Raw genomic sequence first — 15,804 nt, 5'->3', positions numbered from 1 at the left:
TCCTGACGCGGGCGTCAGCCGCGGAGCGCGAGCACGAACGGAAGGACCTCCGTGGCGCCGGCATGACGCAGTGTGCGCGCGGCGACCGTGAGAGTCCATCGACTGTCGGCCAGGTCGTCTACGAGGAGCACCGGACCCTCGGGAATGTCGAGACCCTGCGCGCTGAACCTGTCCCAGAGACCGGCGAGACGGAAGACGCTGTTGCCGCCGGGCTGACCCGTCGGCCCGCCGTTCACGAGGTCGAGCGCACCGAGGTAGGGAAGCCGGCCGATCTCGGAGATCCCCCTGGCGAGAGAGTCGACGAGCAGCGGATGCGAACGCGACGGCATGGCTACCACCGCGACCGGGCGCTCCGCCCAGCCCCAGCCCGCGAGCACACGCACGCAGCCGCCGAGCACCTGCGGAGACACGGGCGCGTCCGGCGCCCCCGCTGCGAAGAGCTCGCGCAGAGCACCGCCCCAGCCGAGGTCGGTGAGCCGGGCGAGCGCGCGGCCCTCTCCCGCCTGCTCCCCCGCCGCGATACGCCCCTTCACCGGCACGTCGAGCTTGTCGGCGCCGGTCGGCCAGGCGCGGCGCGGCTCGACCGGAACACCCACCCGATCGAGCGACTCCGCCGCCTGAGTCGTCGCGGATGCGCCGATCTCGCTCGGGAACCAGATGCCCGCACAGTTGTCGCACCTGCCGCAGGGGGCGGCTGTGTCATCGTCGAGCGAACGCTGGAGGAACTCCATCCGGCAGCCGTCGGTCTGCTCATAGTCGATCATGTGCTGCTGCTCGGCTCGACGCTCACCGGCGATGCGTTCGTAACGCTCGGCGTCGTAGGTCCAGGGCTCACCCGTGGCCACCCATCCGCCCTGCACGCGCCGCACCGCACCGTCGACATCGAGCACCTTGAGCAGCAGTTCGAGCGGCGTGCGCCGGATGTCGACCATGGCCTCGAGCGCGGGAGTCGAGATCGGCTGGTCGCCGAGCGCCCCGATCACGCGCTCGGCACGCTCACGGTCGGGCATCGACGCCGTCGCGAAATAGTGCCAGATGTCGCGGTCTTCGACGCCGGGCAGCAGCAGCACGTCGGCGCTCTCACTCGCACGGCCGGCACGACCGACCTGCTGGTAGTACGCGACCGGTGATGACGGAGCGCCGAGGTGCAGCACGAAACCGAGATCCGGCTTGTCGAACCCCATGCCGAGGGCGCTCGTGGCGACGAGTGCCTTCACCTCGTTGCGCTTCAGCATCCCCTCCGACTCCGTGCGCTCGTCGGTGTCGGTCTGCCCTGTGTACGCGCGCACCTCGTGGCCGTGATCGCGGAGCAGTCGCGCCGTGTCGACCGCGGCGGCGACCGTGAGCGTGTAGATGATGCCGGAACCGGGGAGATCGTCGAGGTGACTGAGCAGCCACGCCAGACGGCTCGCCGAGTTGGGCAGACGCAGCACCCCGAGCCTCAGCGAGGTGCGGGCGAGCGGACCGCGGATCGTCAGCACCTCCGGCTCGCCGCCCGAGGAGTCGGCACCCCCTGTGCCGAGCTGCTCGGCGACGTCGGCGACGACCCTGCTGTTCGCCGTCGCCGTCGTGGCCAGCACGGGCACCGACTGCGGCATCTGCTCGATGAGGTCGCGCAGGCGTCGGTAGTCGGGCCGGAAGTCGTGGCCCCAGTCGCTGATGCAGTGCGCCTCGTCGACCACCAGCATGCCGATCCGTCGAACGAGCGCCGGCAGCTGCTGCTCGCGGAACGCGGGGTTGTTGAGTCGTTCGGGAGAGACGAGCAGCACATCGACCTCGTCTCGGTCGAGCTGCCCCATCACCTCCGACCACTCGTGCGCGTTGGTCGAGTTGATCGCGACCGCCCGCACACCGGCCCGCTCGGCCGCGGCGATCTGGTCGCGCATCAGCGCGAGAAGAGGCGACACCAGAACGGTGGGCCCGGCACCCTGCCGTCGCAGCAGCAGCGTCGCGACGAAGTAGACGGCCGACTTGCCCCACCCCGTGCGCTGCACGACGAGTGCGCGGCGACGCCCCTCGACCAGCGCTTCGATCGCCTCGTACTGCCCGTCGTGGAAGTCGGCGTCGGAGCGACCGACCAGCTCGCGCAGCGCCGAGAGTGCAGCGCCGCGGGTATCGACAGAGGGGGTGGAAGTCATGTCTCCACTCTGCCCGAGACCGCCGACACCGGGGGCCTCGCCGTCCACAGGGTCGCCACGGCCCTTCATCCGACGACGTCGTCTACCGTGGAACGATGATCACCCGAGAACTGGCCGTGTCCCTGCGTGATGCCGGACTCGTGTGGCATCCCTCCGAGGGCGATCGCTTCCAGCTCGACCTCCCGAACGATGTCGAGCTCGAGGCCGAGGCCGACGTCTTCACCGTGAGTGCGATGACGATCGAGGCGAGACAGACCCCCAGCGGCACCGACCTCGCCTTCAACGGCACCACCGAGTGGGCGCTCGACGCGGTCACGCTGGCGGATGCCGTATGGCTCCCCCGCGAGGATCAGCTGCGCGAGCTGCTGCGCGGCACGTTCCGCGCACTCACCCGCCTTCCCGACGCCTTCGTCGTCGAGGCCGAGATCGCCGGTGAGACCCTGCGTTTCGAGCATCCGGACCCCTCGGAGGCATACGGCCTCGCTCTTCTCGATCTCGTCTCGCGCTCCCGCTGAGCGCCGCTTCTTGCGCACGACGGACGGGCGTGTCAGAATTACCTAACGACCGGTCAGTAAAGCCGATCGGATACCGAGGAGTCGATGATGACCAGCCCCGCAGATCTCTCCCTCGTCGATGGCGAACTCTCCGATGACGAGCGCCTGTTCGACGAGCTCATCGCGAACGAGCAGCGCATCGAGCCCCGAGACTGGATGCCCGATGCCTACCGCAAGACGCTGATCCGTCAGATCTCGCAGCACGCGCACTCCGAGATCATCGGAATGCAGCCGGAGGGCAACTGGATCACCCGGGCACCGAGCCTCAAGCGCAAGGCGATCCTGATGGCGAAGGTGCAGGACGAGGCGGGCCATGGCCTGTATCTCTATTCCGCCGCGCAGACCCTCGGCATCACCCGCGACGAGATGATGGACCAGCTCATCAGCGGCAAGGCCAAGTACTCGTCGATCTTCAACTACCCCACCCCCACCTGGGCCGACATGGGCGCGATCGGGTGGCTCGTCGACGGTGCCGCGATCTGCAACCAGGTGCCGCTGTGCCGGGCGTCGTACGGACCCTACGGACGCGCGATGGTGCGCGTGTGCAAGGAGGAGTCGTTCCATCAGCGGCAGGGATTCGAGATCCTGCTCTCGCTCATGCAGGGCACCGATGAGCAGAAGCAGATGGCACAGGACGCCGTGAACCGCTGGTACTGGCCGAGTCTGGCGATGTTCGGGCCGCCGGATGACCAGTCCCCCAACTCCGCTCAGTCGATGAAGTGGAAGATCAAGCGCTTCACCAACGACGAGCTGCGCCAGCGCTTCGTCGGCATGCTCGTGCCGCAGGCAGAGATCCTCGGCATCACCCTCCCCGACCCCGATCTGCGCTTCGATGACGAGACAGGGCAGTACGTCATCGGCGAGATCGACTGGGACGAGTTCTTCGAGGTGCTGCGCGGCAACGGTCCGTGCAACGCCGAACGACTCGAGCGCCGCCGCACGGCGCACGAGGAGGGCGCGTGGGTGCGTGAGGCCGCGGCCGAGTACGCCCGCAAGCAGGCGCTGAAGACGAAGGCGGTGGCATGATGGCGACGCCGGGGTCCGACGAACGCGAACCGTGGCCCCTCTGGGAGGTCTTCGTCCGCGCGAATCGCGGTCTGAGCCACGTGCACGTCGGCTCCCTGCATGCCCCGGATGCCGACATGGCGATCCGCAACGCCCGCGACCTCTACACGCGCCGCGGCGAGGGCGTGTCTATCTGGGCCGTTCCGGCGGATGCGATCACGACGAGCGACCCCGATGCCAAGGGCGCCTACTTCGAGAGCCCCGCAGGCAAGAACTACCGGCATGCCGTGTACTACACGGCGTCCGAAGGGGTGCCGCACCTGTGAACGAGATCCATGCGGACCCCCACGGCGACCTGCACGGCGACGTGTCGGTCGACGAGCTGCGACTGAGCGAGGAGCTCACGGGAACAGGCTCCACGGCGGCATCCGCCGACATCGCCGAGTACGCGCTGTGGCTCGGCGACGACGCCCTGATCCTCTCTCAGCAGCTCGGCGAGTGGATCGCCCGCGCGCCGGAACTCGAAGAGGACGTCGCGCTCGGCAACATCGCCCTCGATCTGCTCGGACATGCCCGCTCGTTCCTGCATTTTGCGGGGTCGTACGACGGACGCTCCGAAGACGATCTGGCATATTTCCGCGATGAGCCGGACTTCCGCAGCGCCTGGATAGTCGAGCAGCCCAACGGCGACTTCGCGCAGACGATCGCGCGTCAGTTCGTCGTGTCGACCTACATGTTCGAGCTCTACTCCGCTCTGCGAGGGAGCACCGAGCCGACGTTCTCGGCGATCGCCGAGAAGTCGCTCAAAGAGGTCGATTACCACCGCGACCACTCTGTGCAGTGGGTGCTTCGCCTCGCCGGCGGCACCGACGAGTCGCGGCAGCGGATCATCCGCGCGCTGGGCGATGTCTGGCCCTACGTCGACGAGCTCTTCCGCGACGAACCCCTGATCGAGCGGCTCGGCGACGCCGCCGTGCGCCCGTCGACGCTGCGCCCCGGTTTCGACGCGGTCATCGACACCGTGTTCGCCGAGGCGGAGCTGGAGACACCCGCCGTCTCTGCCTCCTCCGCCGGCGGCAGACGAGGGGCGCACGCGTCACCGCTCGGTCATCTGCTCGCCGAGATGCAGGTGCTCGCCAGACGGCATCCGGGGGCATCATGGTGACCGACATCCTGCGCCCGGACACCGAGGCAGCCGCCTGGCGGATCGCCGCCGCAGTGGCCGATCCCGAGGTTCCCGTGCTGACGATCGAAGACCTCGGCGTGCTGCGCGCCGTCGCGATCGACGGTGATGTCGTGCGAGTCGACATCACCCCGACCTACAGCGGATGCCCGGCGATGGACACGATCCGCGACGACGTCATCCTGGCGCTCACAGCAGCCGGGTACGCGCAGGTCGAGGTGCGCCTCGTGCTCTCCCCCGCCTGGACGACGGACTGGATGTCGGATGCCGGCAAGCAGAAGCTCACGCAGTACGGCATCGCCCCGCCATCCGGGCGCTCGGCGATCTCATCGGGCCCGATCCGGCTCGCCATCAGCGTGCGCTGCCCCCGGTGCGGATCGCTCGACACCCGTGAGGTCTCCCGCTTCGGATCCACCTCGTGCAAGGCGCTCTTCGAATGCCGCGCCTGCCTCGAGCCCTTCGACCACTTCAAGGTGCACTGATGTCGCTGTTCGCCTCTCCGGGCATCGCTCCGGCAGCCGCCACCTATCGCGCCGCGTCGACGACGGCGAAGAAGCGCGCCCGGTTCCACACTCTCGCCGTCGAAGAGGTGCGTCCACTCACCGACGACTCCGTGGAGGTGACCTTCACCGTGCCGGCAGAGCTCGCCGACGACTACGACCACCTGCCCGGCCAGTACGTGGCACTGCGCACGACGCTCGACGGCGCCGAGGTGCGCCGCTCGTACTCGCTGTGTCGCGCCCCCGAGCATCGCACGGCGGAGGAGATCGAGGCGGGACTGCCGACCCGCCTGAGCGTCGCCGTGAAGCGCGACGAGGGCGGCCTCTTCTCCACGTGGGCGCAGACCGGGCTGCACGCCGGATTCGAGATCGACGTGATGAGCCCGCAGGGCACGTTCACCTCGGGCCTCGACGACCTCGACGACCGCCACGTCGTCGGCATCGCGGCAGGCTCGGGCATCACCCCCCTGATGGCACTGGCGCACACCGTGCTGACGCGCTCGGACTCGTCACGCTTCACGCTGCTCTACACGAACCGCTCGACGCTCGACGTGATGTTCCTCGAAGACCTCGCCGACCTCAAAGACCGCTACCCCACCAGGGTGACGCTGCACCATGTGCTCTCGCGCGAGCAGCGCACGGCACCGGTACTGTCCGGCCGGATCGACGAGGAGAAGCTGCGCACCATCCTGCGGATGCTGATCGATCCGAGCGACGTCGACGAGTGGTTCCTCTGCGGCCCGCTCTCGCTCGTCGACCTGTGCCGCGAGGTGCTCGCCGACGTCGGCGTGCCGCGCGAGCACATCCGGTTCGAGCTCTTCACGACCGGCGATGAGCCGGTGCGAGCAGCGCGGCCCGTCGAGGTGCGAGCGGGAGAGAAGACGATCCGCATCGAGGTCAACCTCGACGGCGTCTCCTCGACCGTCGAGAGCCCCGTCGATGCGCACGAGTCGGTGTTGAACGCGGCGCTGCGGGTGCGCCCCGACGCCCCGTTCGCGTGTGCGGGCGGTGTCTGCGGCACGTGCCGTGCGCGAGTCATCGAGGGCAGCGTGACGATGACCGAGAACTACGCCCTCGAACCCGACGAGCTCGACCGCGGCTACGTGCTGACCTGCCAGTCCCACCCGACGAGCGACCGCGTCGTGGTCGACTACGACGTCTGAGGAGCATCCGATGATCGATCTCACCATCGCCGACGACGTCGCCACGGTCATGCTGAACGCGCCGGCGAAGCTGAACTCGCTCGACGAGCAGGCGCTGCGGGATCTCGGTCGCGCCTACGACGAGGCCGACGCGGCAGGAGTCAGGGCGCTCGTGCTGCGCGGCGAGGGCCGGGCGTTCTGCGCCGGGCGGGACATCTCGGCGGTCGACCCGCGCGACGACGACGTCATGGGCTACCTCGGTGGCCTCGTGACGCCGCTGCTGCAGAGAATGTCGCGCTTCCCCTCGCCGACCTTCGCGGTCGCACACGGTGCCTGTCTGGGGGTCGGACTCGGGCTGCTGATCGCCACCGATGTCGTCTACGTCGCGGAATCCGCCAAGATCGGCTCACCCTTCGCGGCGCTGGGCGCCACGCTCGACTCCGGCGGGCACGCGCTCTTCGTCGAAAGACTGGGCGCGCACAAGACCCTCGACCTGATCTACACCGGTCGCCTGATGAGCGGCTCGGAAGCCGTGAGTTCGGGCCTCTTCTCGCGGGTCCTCCCCGACGACGAGGTGCTGCAGACGACGACGGATGCCGCGGCGACCGCCGCACGAGGCGCCACCGCCGCGTTCCTGGCGAGCAAGCAGCTCGTCGCGCGCATCCGCGACGAGCGGCTGGCTCTGTGGGACTCGATCGACCTCGAGAACGCGGCTCAGGCCGCGTTGTGCGACACCGACGACTACCGCGAGGGCTTCGCTGCTTTCCAGGAGAAGCGCACGCCGGAGTTCCGCGGGCGCTGAGCCGGACGTTCCTACTGCGGCTGGACAGGCGAAAGCAAGGGAGTCGTCGATGTCGGATGCCGATGCGAGACTGCCTGCATGATGCTCTCGGAGCTCGTCTCCACCGCCGACACCGTCACCGCGACCTCATCGCGCCTCGCCAAGATCGATGCGCTGTCGCAGCTGCTCGCGCGTGCTGACCGCGATGAGATCCCCGTCGTCGTCGGAATCCTCCTGGCCGCTCCGCGTCAAGGGCGGCTCGGCGTCGGCTGGCGCGGGATCTCCGCACTCGAGGTCTCGCACGCCGACTCTCCCACCCTGTCGATCGGCGACGTCGATGAGGGGTTCGAGACTCTCGCTCGCACGTCGGGTTCCGGCTCCGCTGCGACGCGCACCGCCACGCTCGCGGCGCTCGCGAACCGAGCCACCGAGCACGAATGGGATCTCCTCTCCCGGGCGATGCGGGGAGAGCTGCGCACCGGCGCGCTCGGCGGCGTGCTGCTCGACGCGATCGCCCGGGCATCCGATCGACCGGCGGCATCGGTACGGCGAGCGGCGATGCTCTCGGGCGATCTCGGCGAGACGGCGCTCCTCGCGATCACCGGCACCGAGGCCGAGCTCGATGCGGTGAGCCTGGTCGTCGGCCGCCCCGTGCTGCCCATGCTGGCTTCGACCGCCGCGACCCCGACCGCAGCCCTCGACGTCACAGGCCGGGCGTCCGTCGAATACAAGCTCGACGGTGCGAGGATCCAGGTGCACCGCAGCGGCGACGACGTGAGCGTGTACACCCGCAGCCTGGCCGACATCACCCACCGGGTGCCCGAGATCGTCGAGATCGTGCGAGGCCTTCCCGCCCACGATCTGATCCTCGACGGCGAGACTCTGTCTCTCGACGAAGACGGCGGCCCCCGACCGTTCCAGGAGACGATGTCGCGGTTCGGCGCCGACGTCTCGCGCGAGCTCGTCCTGCGTCCGTGGTTCTTCGACATCCTGCACGTCGACGGGCGCGATCTGCTCGACGAGCCGCTCTCGACCCGCCTCGGCGAACTCGAGAGGGTCGTCGGCGAGTGGCGCATGCCCGGCATCGTGACCGACGACCCCGAGGCTGCCGAACGACTGTCGCGAGAGGCACTGGTGGCGGGGCACGAGGGAGTCGTCGTCAAGGGAGTCGATGCTCCCTACGCCGCCGGCAGACGCGGCAAGTCGTGGGTCAAGGTCAAGCCCGTGCTCACGTTCGACCTGGTCGTCCTCGCGGCCGAATGGGGGTCTGGTCGGCGCCAGGGATGGCTGTCGAACCTGCATCTCGGCGCGCTCGATCCGAGTGGCGAGTTCGGCGATCCGGGCGGTCTGGTGATGGTCGGCAAGACGTTCAAGGGCCTGACCGACGAGCTGCTGCGCTGGCAGACCGAGCAGTTCCCGGCACTCGAGACGCGACGCACCCAGAGCACGGTCTTCCTGCGCCCCGAGTTCGTGGTCGAGATCGCGATCGACGGCGTCCAGCGGTCTCCGCGCTATCCGGGCGGAATCGCGCTGCGCTTCGCCCGCGTCAAGGGGTATCGCCCCGACAAGACCGTCGCAGACGCCGACACCATCCAGACTCTGCGCTCGCTGCAGCGGGGCTGAGACCCTCAGGCGGACGGCGCGAGTCCGAGATCCTCTTCACGCACGGTGCCCTGGAACGACCACGGGAAGTTGATCCACAGATCGGTGTCCTTCCACGCGTAGTCGGGCTGGATGATCGTCGACGGCTTCGTGTAGATCGTGACCGAGCGCACATCGGCGCCCTTGTCCTTCAACAGCTGCACGGCGAGTGCGAGTGTGCGACCGGAGTCGGCGACGTCGTCGACGAGCAGCACGCGACGACCGTCGAGGTACGCCATGTCGAGCTCGGGCGGCAGCACCTCCGGGGCGTCGAGCACCGTGCCGATGCCGGTGTAGAACTCGACGTTGATCGCGCCGCAGTTCTTCGCGCCGAGGCCGTAGGCGATGGCGCCGGCAGGCAGCAGGCCACCACGAGCGATGGCCACCACGACCTCGGGCATGAAGCCGCTGTCGAGGATGCTGCGCGCGAGGTCTCGCGTCGCCGATCCGAAGCCGTCCCAGGTGAGCGTCTCGCGCTCGATCGATGCATCCGTCATCGTCTCATTCTTCCCCACCGCCGCACTCCCCGGGCGCTGCCGACTCTCAGCCGAGACGAGTGATCTCCACGGACACGAACAGCTCGGACGCGCTGGGTCCGGCGTACACACCGCGCAGCGGCGGCACGTCGGTGTAGTCCCGGCCGTGCCCGACGTAGACGTGCGACTCGCCCACCTCGACGAGATTGGTGGGGTCGTATCCGCGCCACTCTCCGGAGTACCACTCCACCCAGGCGTGCGACTCCCCCGTCACCGGCTGCCCGATCGCCGCCGTCGGGTCGGGGTGCAGGTACCCCGAGACGTAGCGCGCGGGAATCCCGGCTGCGCGCAGCACCCCCAGAGCCACGTGAGCGATGTCCTGACAGACCCCCGACCGGGTGGGCCAGGCGTCACGCGCCGTCGAGCCCACACCGGTGACACCGCTGCGGTACTCCATCGCCTCCCCGACCGCGCGGCAGATGTCCAGTGCGGTCTCGTCCACGCCGCCGCCCTCCGCTTCGATGTGCAGGGCGAGATCGCGCATCTCCTCATCAGGAGCGGTGGCGGGGGTCTGCGCGACGCATTCGGCCAGCGCGAGCGATTGCGGTATGCGGGCTGCGAGCTCATCCCAGTCGATCCCGGCGGTCGCCGTCGGCAGCGGCCTGACGTCGACCACACTCGTCGCCGTGACCGAGAGCATCTGGTGGGGTGTCAGCAGCTCGAATGTCGAGACCCGCGTGTCCCAGTAGTCGGAGTACGAGTGCTGCGTGGCCGTCGGCGAGATGTCGAGCGTCGCCTGCAGCACGAACTGTCCCTCTCGGGAGTGCGGCAGCATCCGCGCCTCGTTGTACGACGCCGTGGCCGGCTGCTCGTAGCGGAAGCCCGTGCGGTGCACGATCTTGAGGCGGCTCACAGCGCCTCTCCGATCCACACCGGCATCGCGATCGACGGGAAGTACCGCTCCCTGATCGCGTCACTCGCCACAGACATCCCCACCTGGACCTCCTCCATGCTCTCCGACAGACGATGCACGGTGTCGCCGATCGGCCGGTACTCCAGCTCCGATCGCATGCGCCCCAGCACGCGATGAGCGCGGTCGGGCACCCCGAATGCGCCGGCCGGATCGATGCCGCGCAGGCATTCCTCCGCCTGCAGGATGCTGGAGAGCACCGAGCGGGGGAACAGTCGGTCGATCAGGAGGAACTCCACCGCGGACGCGCCCGTGGGCACCGCTCGGTGGCTGCGCAGATGTGCTTCGTAGGCACCGCAGCTGCGCAGCAGCGTCGTCCAGCTCGGACCACCTGCCTCGGTCAGCGACCGCGTCGCCAGCAGCCGCGCGGTCATGTCGGCGCGCTCGATCGATCGGCCGAGCACGAAGAAGTGCCACGCCTCATCACGACTCGTCGACGAGTCGACGACACCGAACGCCAACGCCGAGCGGTCGCGGACCCAGCGGAAGAACGGATGCGTCTTGTCCGAGGCGATCCGACGCGGCATCCGCGCGTTGGACTCGTTGAGCGTCTCCCAGAGGTCCGTCGAGATGATCTCCCTCGCCCGCCGCGCGTTCTCCCTCGCAGCCGCGATCGAGTGGGCGATCGATGCGGAGTGCTCGCGGTCGAGGGCGAGGCGGCTCACCACGTCGTCACGACTCAGCACGGTATCGGCGTCCGCCGTCGTGCCCATCACCGAGAGCAGCGCACGACAGGCCGTGTCCTCGTCGACCCACGGGTCTTCGAGCAGCAGCTGCAGGTGCACGTCGAGGATGCGCGCAGTGCCGTCGGCCCGCTCGACGTAGCGGCCGATCCAGAACAGCGCCTCGGCGATACGGCTCAGCATCCCGCTCCTCCCGACTGCTGTTGCTGTTGCTGTTGTTGCTGCTGCTGGTGATGGCGCAGCTCCAGGTCCTCGTCCTGCGGCGACGAGAGGAACGGCGGGTGCGCGTCACCGCTCGTCGGTGCCACGACGGCGATCGCCCCGGTGGCGAGCGACACCTCGTCTGCCGCCGCATCCGGGTCGCCCTCCACGGTCGTCGTCGGCCCGGTGAGCAGAGAGGGATCCAGCACCCAGGTGTCCTTCGAGCCGCCGCCCTGGCTGGAGTTCACGACGAGCTGCCCCTCGGGCAGAGCGACCCTGGTGAGTCCGCCGGGCAGCACCCAGATGTCGTGTCCGTCGTTCACCGCGAAGGGACGCAGGTCGACGTGCCGGGGGCGGAACCCGTCTTCCACCAGTGTCGGAATGGTCGACAGCTGCACGACCGGCTGGGCGATCCAACCCCGGGGGTCGGCCCGCAGCGAATTGCGCAGGTCGTCGAGCGTCTCGCGCGATGCGTCCGGCCCGACCACGAGCCCTTTGCCTCCCGACCCGTCGACCGGCTTCACCACCAGCTCGTCGAGCCTGTCGAGCACTTCCTCGAGCGCGCCCGGATCCTCGAGCCGCCAGGTGTCGACGTTCGGGATCACCGGCTCTTCGCCCAGGTAGTAGCGGATCAGGTCGGGGACGTACGTGTAGACGAGCTTGTCGTCCGCCACGCCGTTGCCCACGGCGTTGGCGAGCGTGACGTTGCCGAGGCGAGCCGCGAGCATCAGACCGGGGGCACCGAGCACAGAATCGGGACGGAAGTGCTGCGGGTCGAGGAACTCGTCGTCGACCCGCCGATAGATGACGTCGACCCGCGTCGGGCCGGCAGTCGTGTGCATCCACACGCGCCCGCCGGAGCAGAACAGGTCGCGCCCCTCGACGAGTTCGATGCCCATCATGCGCGCGAGCAGGGTGTGTTCGTAGTACGCCGAATTGTGCACGCCGGGGGTGAGAACCACGACCGTCGGATCATCGACGCCGTCTGGCGCCGCCGCACGCAGAGCCTGCAGGAGGCGGCCAGGGTAGTCCACGACGGGTCGCACCCGCAGGCTCGTGAACAGCTCGGGAAGCGTCTGCGCCATCACCCGCCGATTCGCCAGCACGTAGCTGACGCCGCTCGGCACGCGCACGTTGTCTTCGAGCACGCGCCAGGCTCCGAGCTCGTCGCGGATGACATCGATGCCCGCGACATGGATGCGCACTCCGTTCGCGCCGACGACGCCCGCCGCCTGACGGTGGAAGTGAGCGGACGAGCTGATCAGCGACGCGGGGATCACACCGTCCTGCACCGCGAGCTGCGGCCCGTAGACATCGGCGAGGAACGCCTCGAGAGCCCGCACACGCTGCTTCACTCCCGACTCGACGTAGCGCCAGTCATCGGCGGCGACCACGCGAGGGACCACATCGAGAGGGAATGGACGCTCCTCCCCTGCGAAGTCGAACGTGACGCCCTGAGCGAGATACGAGCTGGCGAGCGCGTCGGTGCGTGCCCTCAGCTCCGCGTCGTCCATGGCCGCGAGCGCCGGATACATGTCCTGATAAGGCAGGCGCACGCCCTCGCCGCCAGCCGATGCGTCTGAGGGGAACATCTCGTCCCAGGGTGCGGCGCCCGCTCGTCGCGGCGACCGGCGCGAGGTGTATCCGTCGAACAGTGACTCCATGACCGCATGTTTCCGTGTCGCCGTTTCGATGGTGTTACGCGCGCAAGTCGGCGCCGCGTCGGCCCGGGCGCGATAGGATCTACCCGTCCGGCGCTCTCTGACGCCGGTGCCTGAAAAAGAGGCACGAAGCTCCCCACGATGACGCGGGGGCGAGACACATACGGAATACGAATGTTTCTCCGTCCCTGTCTCGAAAGGCTTTCGCATGCCCTCCGTCTCCGCGCACGTCGCCCTCACTCTCGCTCAGCACATCGACGCCGTCTTCGGCGTGATGGGCAACGGCAACGCCTACTTCCTCGACGCGATCGAGACCCAGACGGATGCGGTCTTCACCGCCGTCCGTCATGAGCAGGGCGCAGTGGTCGCCGCCGATGCGCACTTCCGGGCCTCCGGCCGCATCGCCGCAGGCACCTCGACCTACGGGGCCGGCTTCACCAACACCCTCACGGCCCTCGCCGAGGCCGTCCAGGCCCACGTGCCGCTCGTGCTCGTGGTGGGCGACGAGCCGACCTCCGGCCCGCGCCCGTGGGATGTCGACCAGATCGCCCTCGCATCCGCCGTCGGTGCTCGCACCTATACGGTCGGGCATGCGGATGCCGCGGCGACCACCGTCATCGCGATCGAGCATGCCCTGACCTACCGCGTCCCCGTCGTGCTCGCCATCCCGTACGACGTGGCATCGCTCGAGGCGGGCGCGGTGCCCGAGGCGCCGACGCCCCGCATCCCCGCGCCGCTCGCTCCCCGCGGCGAGTTCGCGGAGGGCACGCTCGACGAGATCGCCGCAGCACTGAGGGGCGCATCCCGCCCCTTCCTGCTGGCCGGTCGCGGGGCGTGGTTGGCTGGCGCCGGGAAGGCCCTCGGAGAGCTGGCTACGATGACCGGCGCACTCACCGCGTCGTCGGCTCTCGGCCGTGGGGTCTTTCCCGAGCCGCAGTTCGATCTCGGCGTCACCGGCGGATTCGGCGCGGACGGGGCGATGGACCTAGTGCACTCCGCCGACGTCGCAGTCGTGTTCGGCGCGTCGCTGAACCAGTTCACGATGCGCTTCGGCGAGCTCTTCGCCCCGGGAACACAGGTGTTCCAGATCGACATCGCTCCGGCTGCCACGCATCCGCACGTCGGCGGCTTCGTGCGTGCCGACGCCCGTGTCGCCGCAGAGGCGCTGGTCGCACGGGTCAGCGCCCTGTCGTCCGCTCCTCGACCCGACGCCGGGCACGACTTCGGAGCAGCGCCCCGCCAGGCCGAGGTGGCAGGGGTCGCACACGGCGCGTCGGCACCGGCATCCGAAGCTGCGCCCGGACAGCCGTGGCGTGAAACCGTCGATGTCGCGGCCGCACGAACCTATGACGCGGGCGACGACCTCGCCCCCGACGGGCGCCTGGATCCCCGGTCGGCCGCCCGCCGCATCGCAGAGCTCCTGCCCTCCGACCGCGTCGTCGTCTCGGACGGCGGTCATTTCATCGGCTGGGCGAACATGTACTGGCCTGTCGAGGCACCCGATCGCATGATGATGGTCGGCACGGCGTTCCAATCGATCGGCCAGGGCTGGCCCAGTGTCGTCGGTGCTGCTCTCGCCCGCCGGGAGTCGACAGTCGTCCTCACCTCTGGGGATGGAGGCGGCCTGATGGCGATCGCCGACCTCGAGTCGGCGGTGCGCGCCGCGGGCGGCCGCGGCATCGCAGTGATCTGGAACGACGCCGCCTACGGCGCCGAGGTCAACCTCTATGGTCTGAAGGGACTCGCCGAGGGACCGATGCTGATTCCCGAGGTCGACTTCGCGGCGTTCGGCGCTGCGGTCGGCGCCGAGGGCGTGGTCGTCAAGAACCTCGCCGACCTCGATCGGCTCGCGTCCTGGACGGAAGAGGATCCCGCGACGCGCAGGTTCCTGCTGCTCGACCTGCGCATCTCGGGTGACGTGATCGCGCCGTACCAGCAGGAGATCATCCGCGTGAATTCGTGACTCCGCAGGATCGCTAGGCTCCTCGTCATGACGGATGATCCGAGTGTCCTGCGGTACAGCGCCTTCGCGGCGACCCCCGAGGGCGGCAACCCCGCCGGGGTCGTGCTCGACGGCGGCGGCTTGTCGGATGAGCGGATGCAGCGCATCGCGGCGGATGTCGGTTTCTCAGAGACCGCCTTCCTCGTCGGTCGCGCGGACGACTCCGGTGCGCCGCGATATCGCGCGCGTTACTTCTCCCCGGCCGCGGAGGTGCCGTTCTGCGGACACGCGACCGTGGCGACGGCCGTGGCCCTCGCTGAGCGCGACGGCCCGGGCGACGTGGTGTTCGACACGAACGCAGGCGCGGTCGCACTGCGATCGGTGGTCGGCGCGGACGGCGCGGTGACCGTCTCGTTCACCAGCGTCGAACCGCAGGTGCGCGACCTCGACGCCGAAGCGCTCGAGCGCCTGCTCGGACTGCTCGACCTCACTGCGTCCGACCTCGATGAGCGCTTTCCGCCGAAGGAGGCGTTCGCCGGCAACTGGCATCCGATCCTCGTCGTCGAAGACCGCGAGCTGTTCGACCAGTTCCGCTTCTCCCCTGCCGAGGTCGCGGCTCTCATGCGCGTGAACGGCTGGCTCGGCACCGTGACCGTGCTGCACGCCGCCGGCCCCGCCGACTTCGACGCCCGTAACCTCTTCCCCGTCGGTCGCATCACCGAGGACCCGGCGACCGGCTCGGCCGCAGCATCGACCGGGGCGTATCTGCGCGCACTCGACCACCCCGAGACGACCGTGCGACTCCACCAGGGAGCCCATGTCCGGCGGCCGAGCCTGCTCACGGTGACCATCCCTCCGCGCGGCGGGATCGTCGTCTCCGGGGGTGCGACGCAGATCGGCTGATCGCTCGCGGGCATGGGCGGTGCG

General features: G+C 69.3%; 15 protein-coding genes. 10 read left to right on the top strand and 5 right to left on the bottom strand.

The features are described 5' to 3' along the window. Positions 1-14: 14 nt before the first annotated feature. The gene (locus ACZ0AA_RS00505; protein WP_463511845.1) at positions 15-2,138 is read right to left on the bottom strand and encodes a RecQ family ATP-dependent DNA helicase; all 2,124 of its coding nucleotides are present in this window, start codon (positions 2,136-2,138) and stop codon (positions 15-17) included. Between the two features lie 95 nt (positions 2,139-2,233). Here ACZ0AA_RS00505 and ACZ0AA_RS00500 point away from each other — a divergent pair, with 95 nt between their 5' ends. The 8 genes from ACZ0AA_RS00500 (at position 2,234) to ACZ0AA_RS00465 (ending at position 8,926) form a co-directional block, all read left to right on the top strand. Further along, the gene (locus tag ACZ0AA_RS00500) at positions 2,234-2,653 is read left to right on the top strand and encodes a pilus assembly protein CpaE (RefSeq protein WP_400861655.1); all 420 of its coding nucleotides are present in this window, start codon (positions 2,234-2,236) and stop codon (positions 2,651-2,653) included. Positions 2,654-2,740: 87 nt separating this feature from the next. Next, a complete protein-coding gene (gene paaA, locus ACZ0AA_RS00495; protein ID WP_400861657.1) occupies positions 2,741-3,718 on the top strand; it encodes a 1,2-phenylacetyl-CoA epoxidase subunit PaaA in 978 nt (325 codons plus the stop codon). Beyond that, the gene (gene paaB, locus ACZ0AA_RS00490; protein WP_210097303.1) at positions 3,718-4,023 is read left to right on the top strand and encodes a 1,2-phenylacetyl-CoA epoxidase subunit PaaB; all 306 of its coding nucleotides are present in this window, start codon (positions 3,718-3,720) and stop codon (positions 4,021-4,023) included. Before paaA ends, paaB begins: the two co-directional genes overlap by 1 nt. Further along, positions 4,020-4,862: a 1,2-phenylacetyl-CoA epoxidase subunit PaaC gene (gene paaC / locus ACZ0AA_RS00485; RefSeq protein WP_400861659.1), complete on the top strand. Its 843-nt coding sequence runs from the start codon at positions 4,020-4,022 to the stop codon at positions 4,860-4,862. Before paaB ends, paaC begins: the two co-directional genes overlap by 4 nt. Continuing rightward, positions 4,856-5,362 (top strand): 1,2-phenylacetyl-CoA epoxidase subunit PaaD, encoded by a 507-nt coding sequence (gene paaD, locus ACZ0AA_RS00480; RefSeq protein WP_463511844.1) that lies wholly within the window; start codon positions 4,856-4,858, stop codon positions 5,360-5,362. The genes paaC and paaD overlap by 7 nt, the downstream gene beginning before the upstream one ends. Continuing rightward, complete coding sequence (paaE, locus tag ACZ0AA_RS00475) at positions 5,362-6,543, top strand: 1,2-phenylacetyl-CoA epoxidase subunit PaaE (protein ID WP_463511843.1); 1,182 nt, start codon at positions 5,362-5,364, stop codon at positions 6,541-6,543. The genes paaD and paaE overlap by 1 nt, the downstream gene beginning before the upstream one ends. Before the next feature lie 10 nt (positions 6,544-6,553). After that, the gene (locus ACZ0AA_RS00470) at positions 6,554-7,324 is read left to right on the top strand and encodes an enoyl-CoA hydratase/isomerase family protein (protein WP_463511842.1); all 771 of its coding nucleotides are present in this window, start codon (positions 6,554-6,556) and stop codon (positions 7,322-7,324) included. Positions 7,325-7,402: 78 nt separating this feature from the next. Continuing rightward, positions 7,403-8,926, top strand: a complete 1,524-nt coding sequence (locus ACZ0AA_RS00465; RefSeq protein WP_463511841.1) for an ATP-dependent DNA ligase — start codon at positions 7,403-7,405, stop codon at positions 8,924-8,926. Positions 8,927-8,931: 5 nt separating this feature from the next. On the opposite strand, the gene ACZ0AA_RS00460 is transcribed toward ACZ0AA_RS00465, so the two are convergent. Genes ACZ0AA_RS00460 through ACZ0AA_RS00445 form a run of 4 tightly spaced genes read right to left on the bottom strand, consistent with a single transcriptional unit; the run spans position 8,932 to position 12,938 of the window. Further along, a complete protein-coding gene (locus ACZ0AA_RS00460) occupies positions 8,932-9,441 on the bottom strand; it encodes a phosphoribosyltransferase (protein WP_210097298.1) in 510 nt (169 codons plus the stop codon). 46 nt (positions 9,442-9,487) lie between these two features. Continuing rightward, positions 9,488-10,333, bottom strand: a complete 846-nt coding sequence (locus ACZ0AA_RS00455) for a transglutaminase family protein (RefSeq protein ID WP_400861669.1) — start codon at positions 10,331-10,333, stop codon at positions 9,488-9,490. Continuing rightward, positions 10,330-11,256: an alpha-E domain-containing protein gene (locus ACZ0AA_RS00450; RefSeq protein ID WP_400861671.1), complete on the bottom strand. Its 927-nt coding sequence runs from the start codon at positions 11,254-11,256 to the stop codon at positions 10,330-10,332. Before ACZ0AA_RS00450 ends, ACZ0AA_RS00455 begins: the two co-directional genes overlap by 4 nt. After that, positions 11,250-12,938 (bottom strand): circularly permuted type 2 ATP-grasp protein, encoded by a 1,689-nt coding sequence (locus tag ACZ0AA_RS00445; RefSeq protein WP_463511840.1) that lies wholly within the window; start codon positions 12,936-12,938, stop codon positions 11,250-11,252. Before ACZ0AA_RS00445 ends, ACZ0AA_RS00450 begins: the two co-directional genes overlap by 7 nt. 205 nt (positions 12,939-13,143) lie before the next feature. On the opposite strand from ACZ0AA_RS00445, the gene ACZ0AA_RS00440 reads away from it, so the two are divergent. Both ACZ0AA_RS00440 and ACZ0AA_RS00435 read left to right on the top strand, forming a co-directional pair. After that, the gene (locus ACZ0AA_RS00440; protein WP_463511839.1) at positions 13,144-14,898 is read left to right on the top strand and encodes a thiamine pyrophosphate-binding protein; all 1,755 of its coding nucleotides are present in this window, start codon (positions 13,144-13,146) and stop codon (positions 14,896-14,898) included. Positions 14,899-14,925: 27 nt separating this feature from the next. Beyond that, on the top strand, positions 14,926-15,780 hold the full coding sequence (locus ACZ0AA_RS00435; protein WP_463511838.1) for a PhzF family phenazine biosynthesis protein: 855 nt from the start codon (positions 14,926-14,928) through the stop codon (positions 15,778-15,780). Positions 15,781-15,804: the final 24 nt, after the last annotated feature.

The organism is Microbacterium sp. AC035 (assembly GCF_979258485.1).
The sequence above is the reverse complement of the archived record's forward strand: the minus strand, read 5'-3'. Positions and strand labels throughout refer to the sequence as shown.

Excerpts from the sequence above, each read along its gene's own strand:
- ACZ0AA_RS00505 (WP_463511845.1), bottom strand. The coding sequence starts at position 2,138 with ATGACTTCCACCCCCTCTGTCGATACCCGCGGCGCTGCACTCTCGGCG.
- ACZ0AA_RS00500 (WP_400861655.1), top strand. The coding sequence starts at position 2,234 with ATGATCACCCGAGAACTGGCCGTGTCCCTGCGTGATGCCGGACTCGTG.
- paaA (WP_400861657.1), top strand. The coding sequence starts at position 2,741 with ATGACCAGCCCCGCAGATCTCTCCCTCGTCGATGGCGAACTCTCCGAT.
- paaB (WP_210097303.1), top strand. The coding sequence starts at position 3,718 with ATGGCGACGCCGGGGTCCGACGAACGCGAACCGTGGCCCCTCTGGGAG.
- paaD (WP_463511844.1), top strand. The coding sequence starts at position 4,856 with ATGGTGACCGACATCCTGCGCCCGGACACCGAGGCAGCCGCCTGGCGG.
- paaE (WP_463511843.1), top strand. The coding sequence starts at position 5,362 with ATGTCGCTGTTCGCCTCTCCGGGCATCGCTCCGGCAGCCGCCACCTAT.
- ACZ0AA_RS00470 (WP_463511842.1), top strand. The coding sequence starts at position 6,554 with ATGATCGATCTCACCATCGCCGACGACGTCGCCACGGTCATGCTGAAC.
- ACZ0AA_RS00465 (WP_463511841.1), top strand. The coding sequence starts at position 7,403 with ATGATGCTCTCGGAGCTCGTCTCCACCGCCGACACCGTCACCGCGACC.
- ACZ0AA_RS00460 (WP_210097298.1), bottom strand. The coding sequence starts at position 9,441 with ATGACGGATGCATCGATCGAGCGCGAGACGCTCACCTGGGACGGCTTC.
- ACZ0AA_RS00450 (WP_400861671.1), bottom strand. The coding sequence starts at position 11,256 with ATGCTGAGCCGTATCGCCGAGGCGCTGTTCTGGATCGGCCGCTACGTC.
- ACZ0AA_RS00445 (WP_463511840.1), bottom strand. The coding sequence starts at position 12,938 with ATGGAGTCACTGTTCGACGGATACACCTCGCGCCGGTCGCCGCGACGA.
- ACZ0AA_RS00440 (WP_463511839.1), top strand. The coding sequence starts at position 13,144 with ATGCCCTCCGTCTCCGCGCACGTCGCCCTCACTCTCGCTCAGCACATC.
- ACZ0AA_RS00435 (WP_463511838.1), top strand. The coding sequence starts at position 14,926 with ATGACGGATGATCCGAGTGTCCTGCGGTACAGCGCCTTCGCGGCGACC.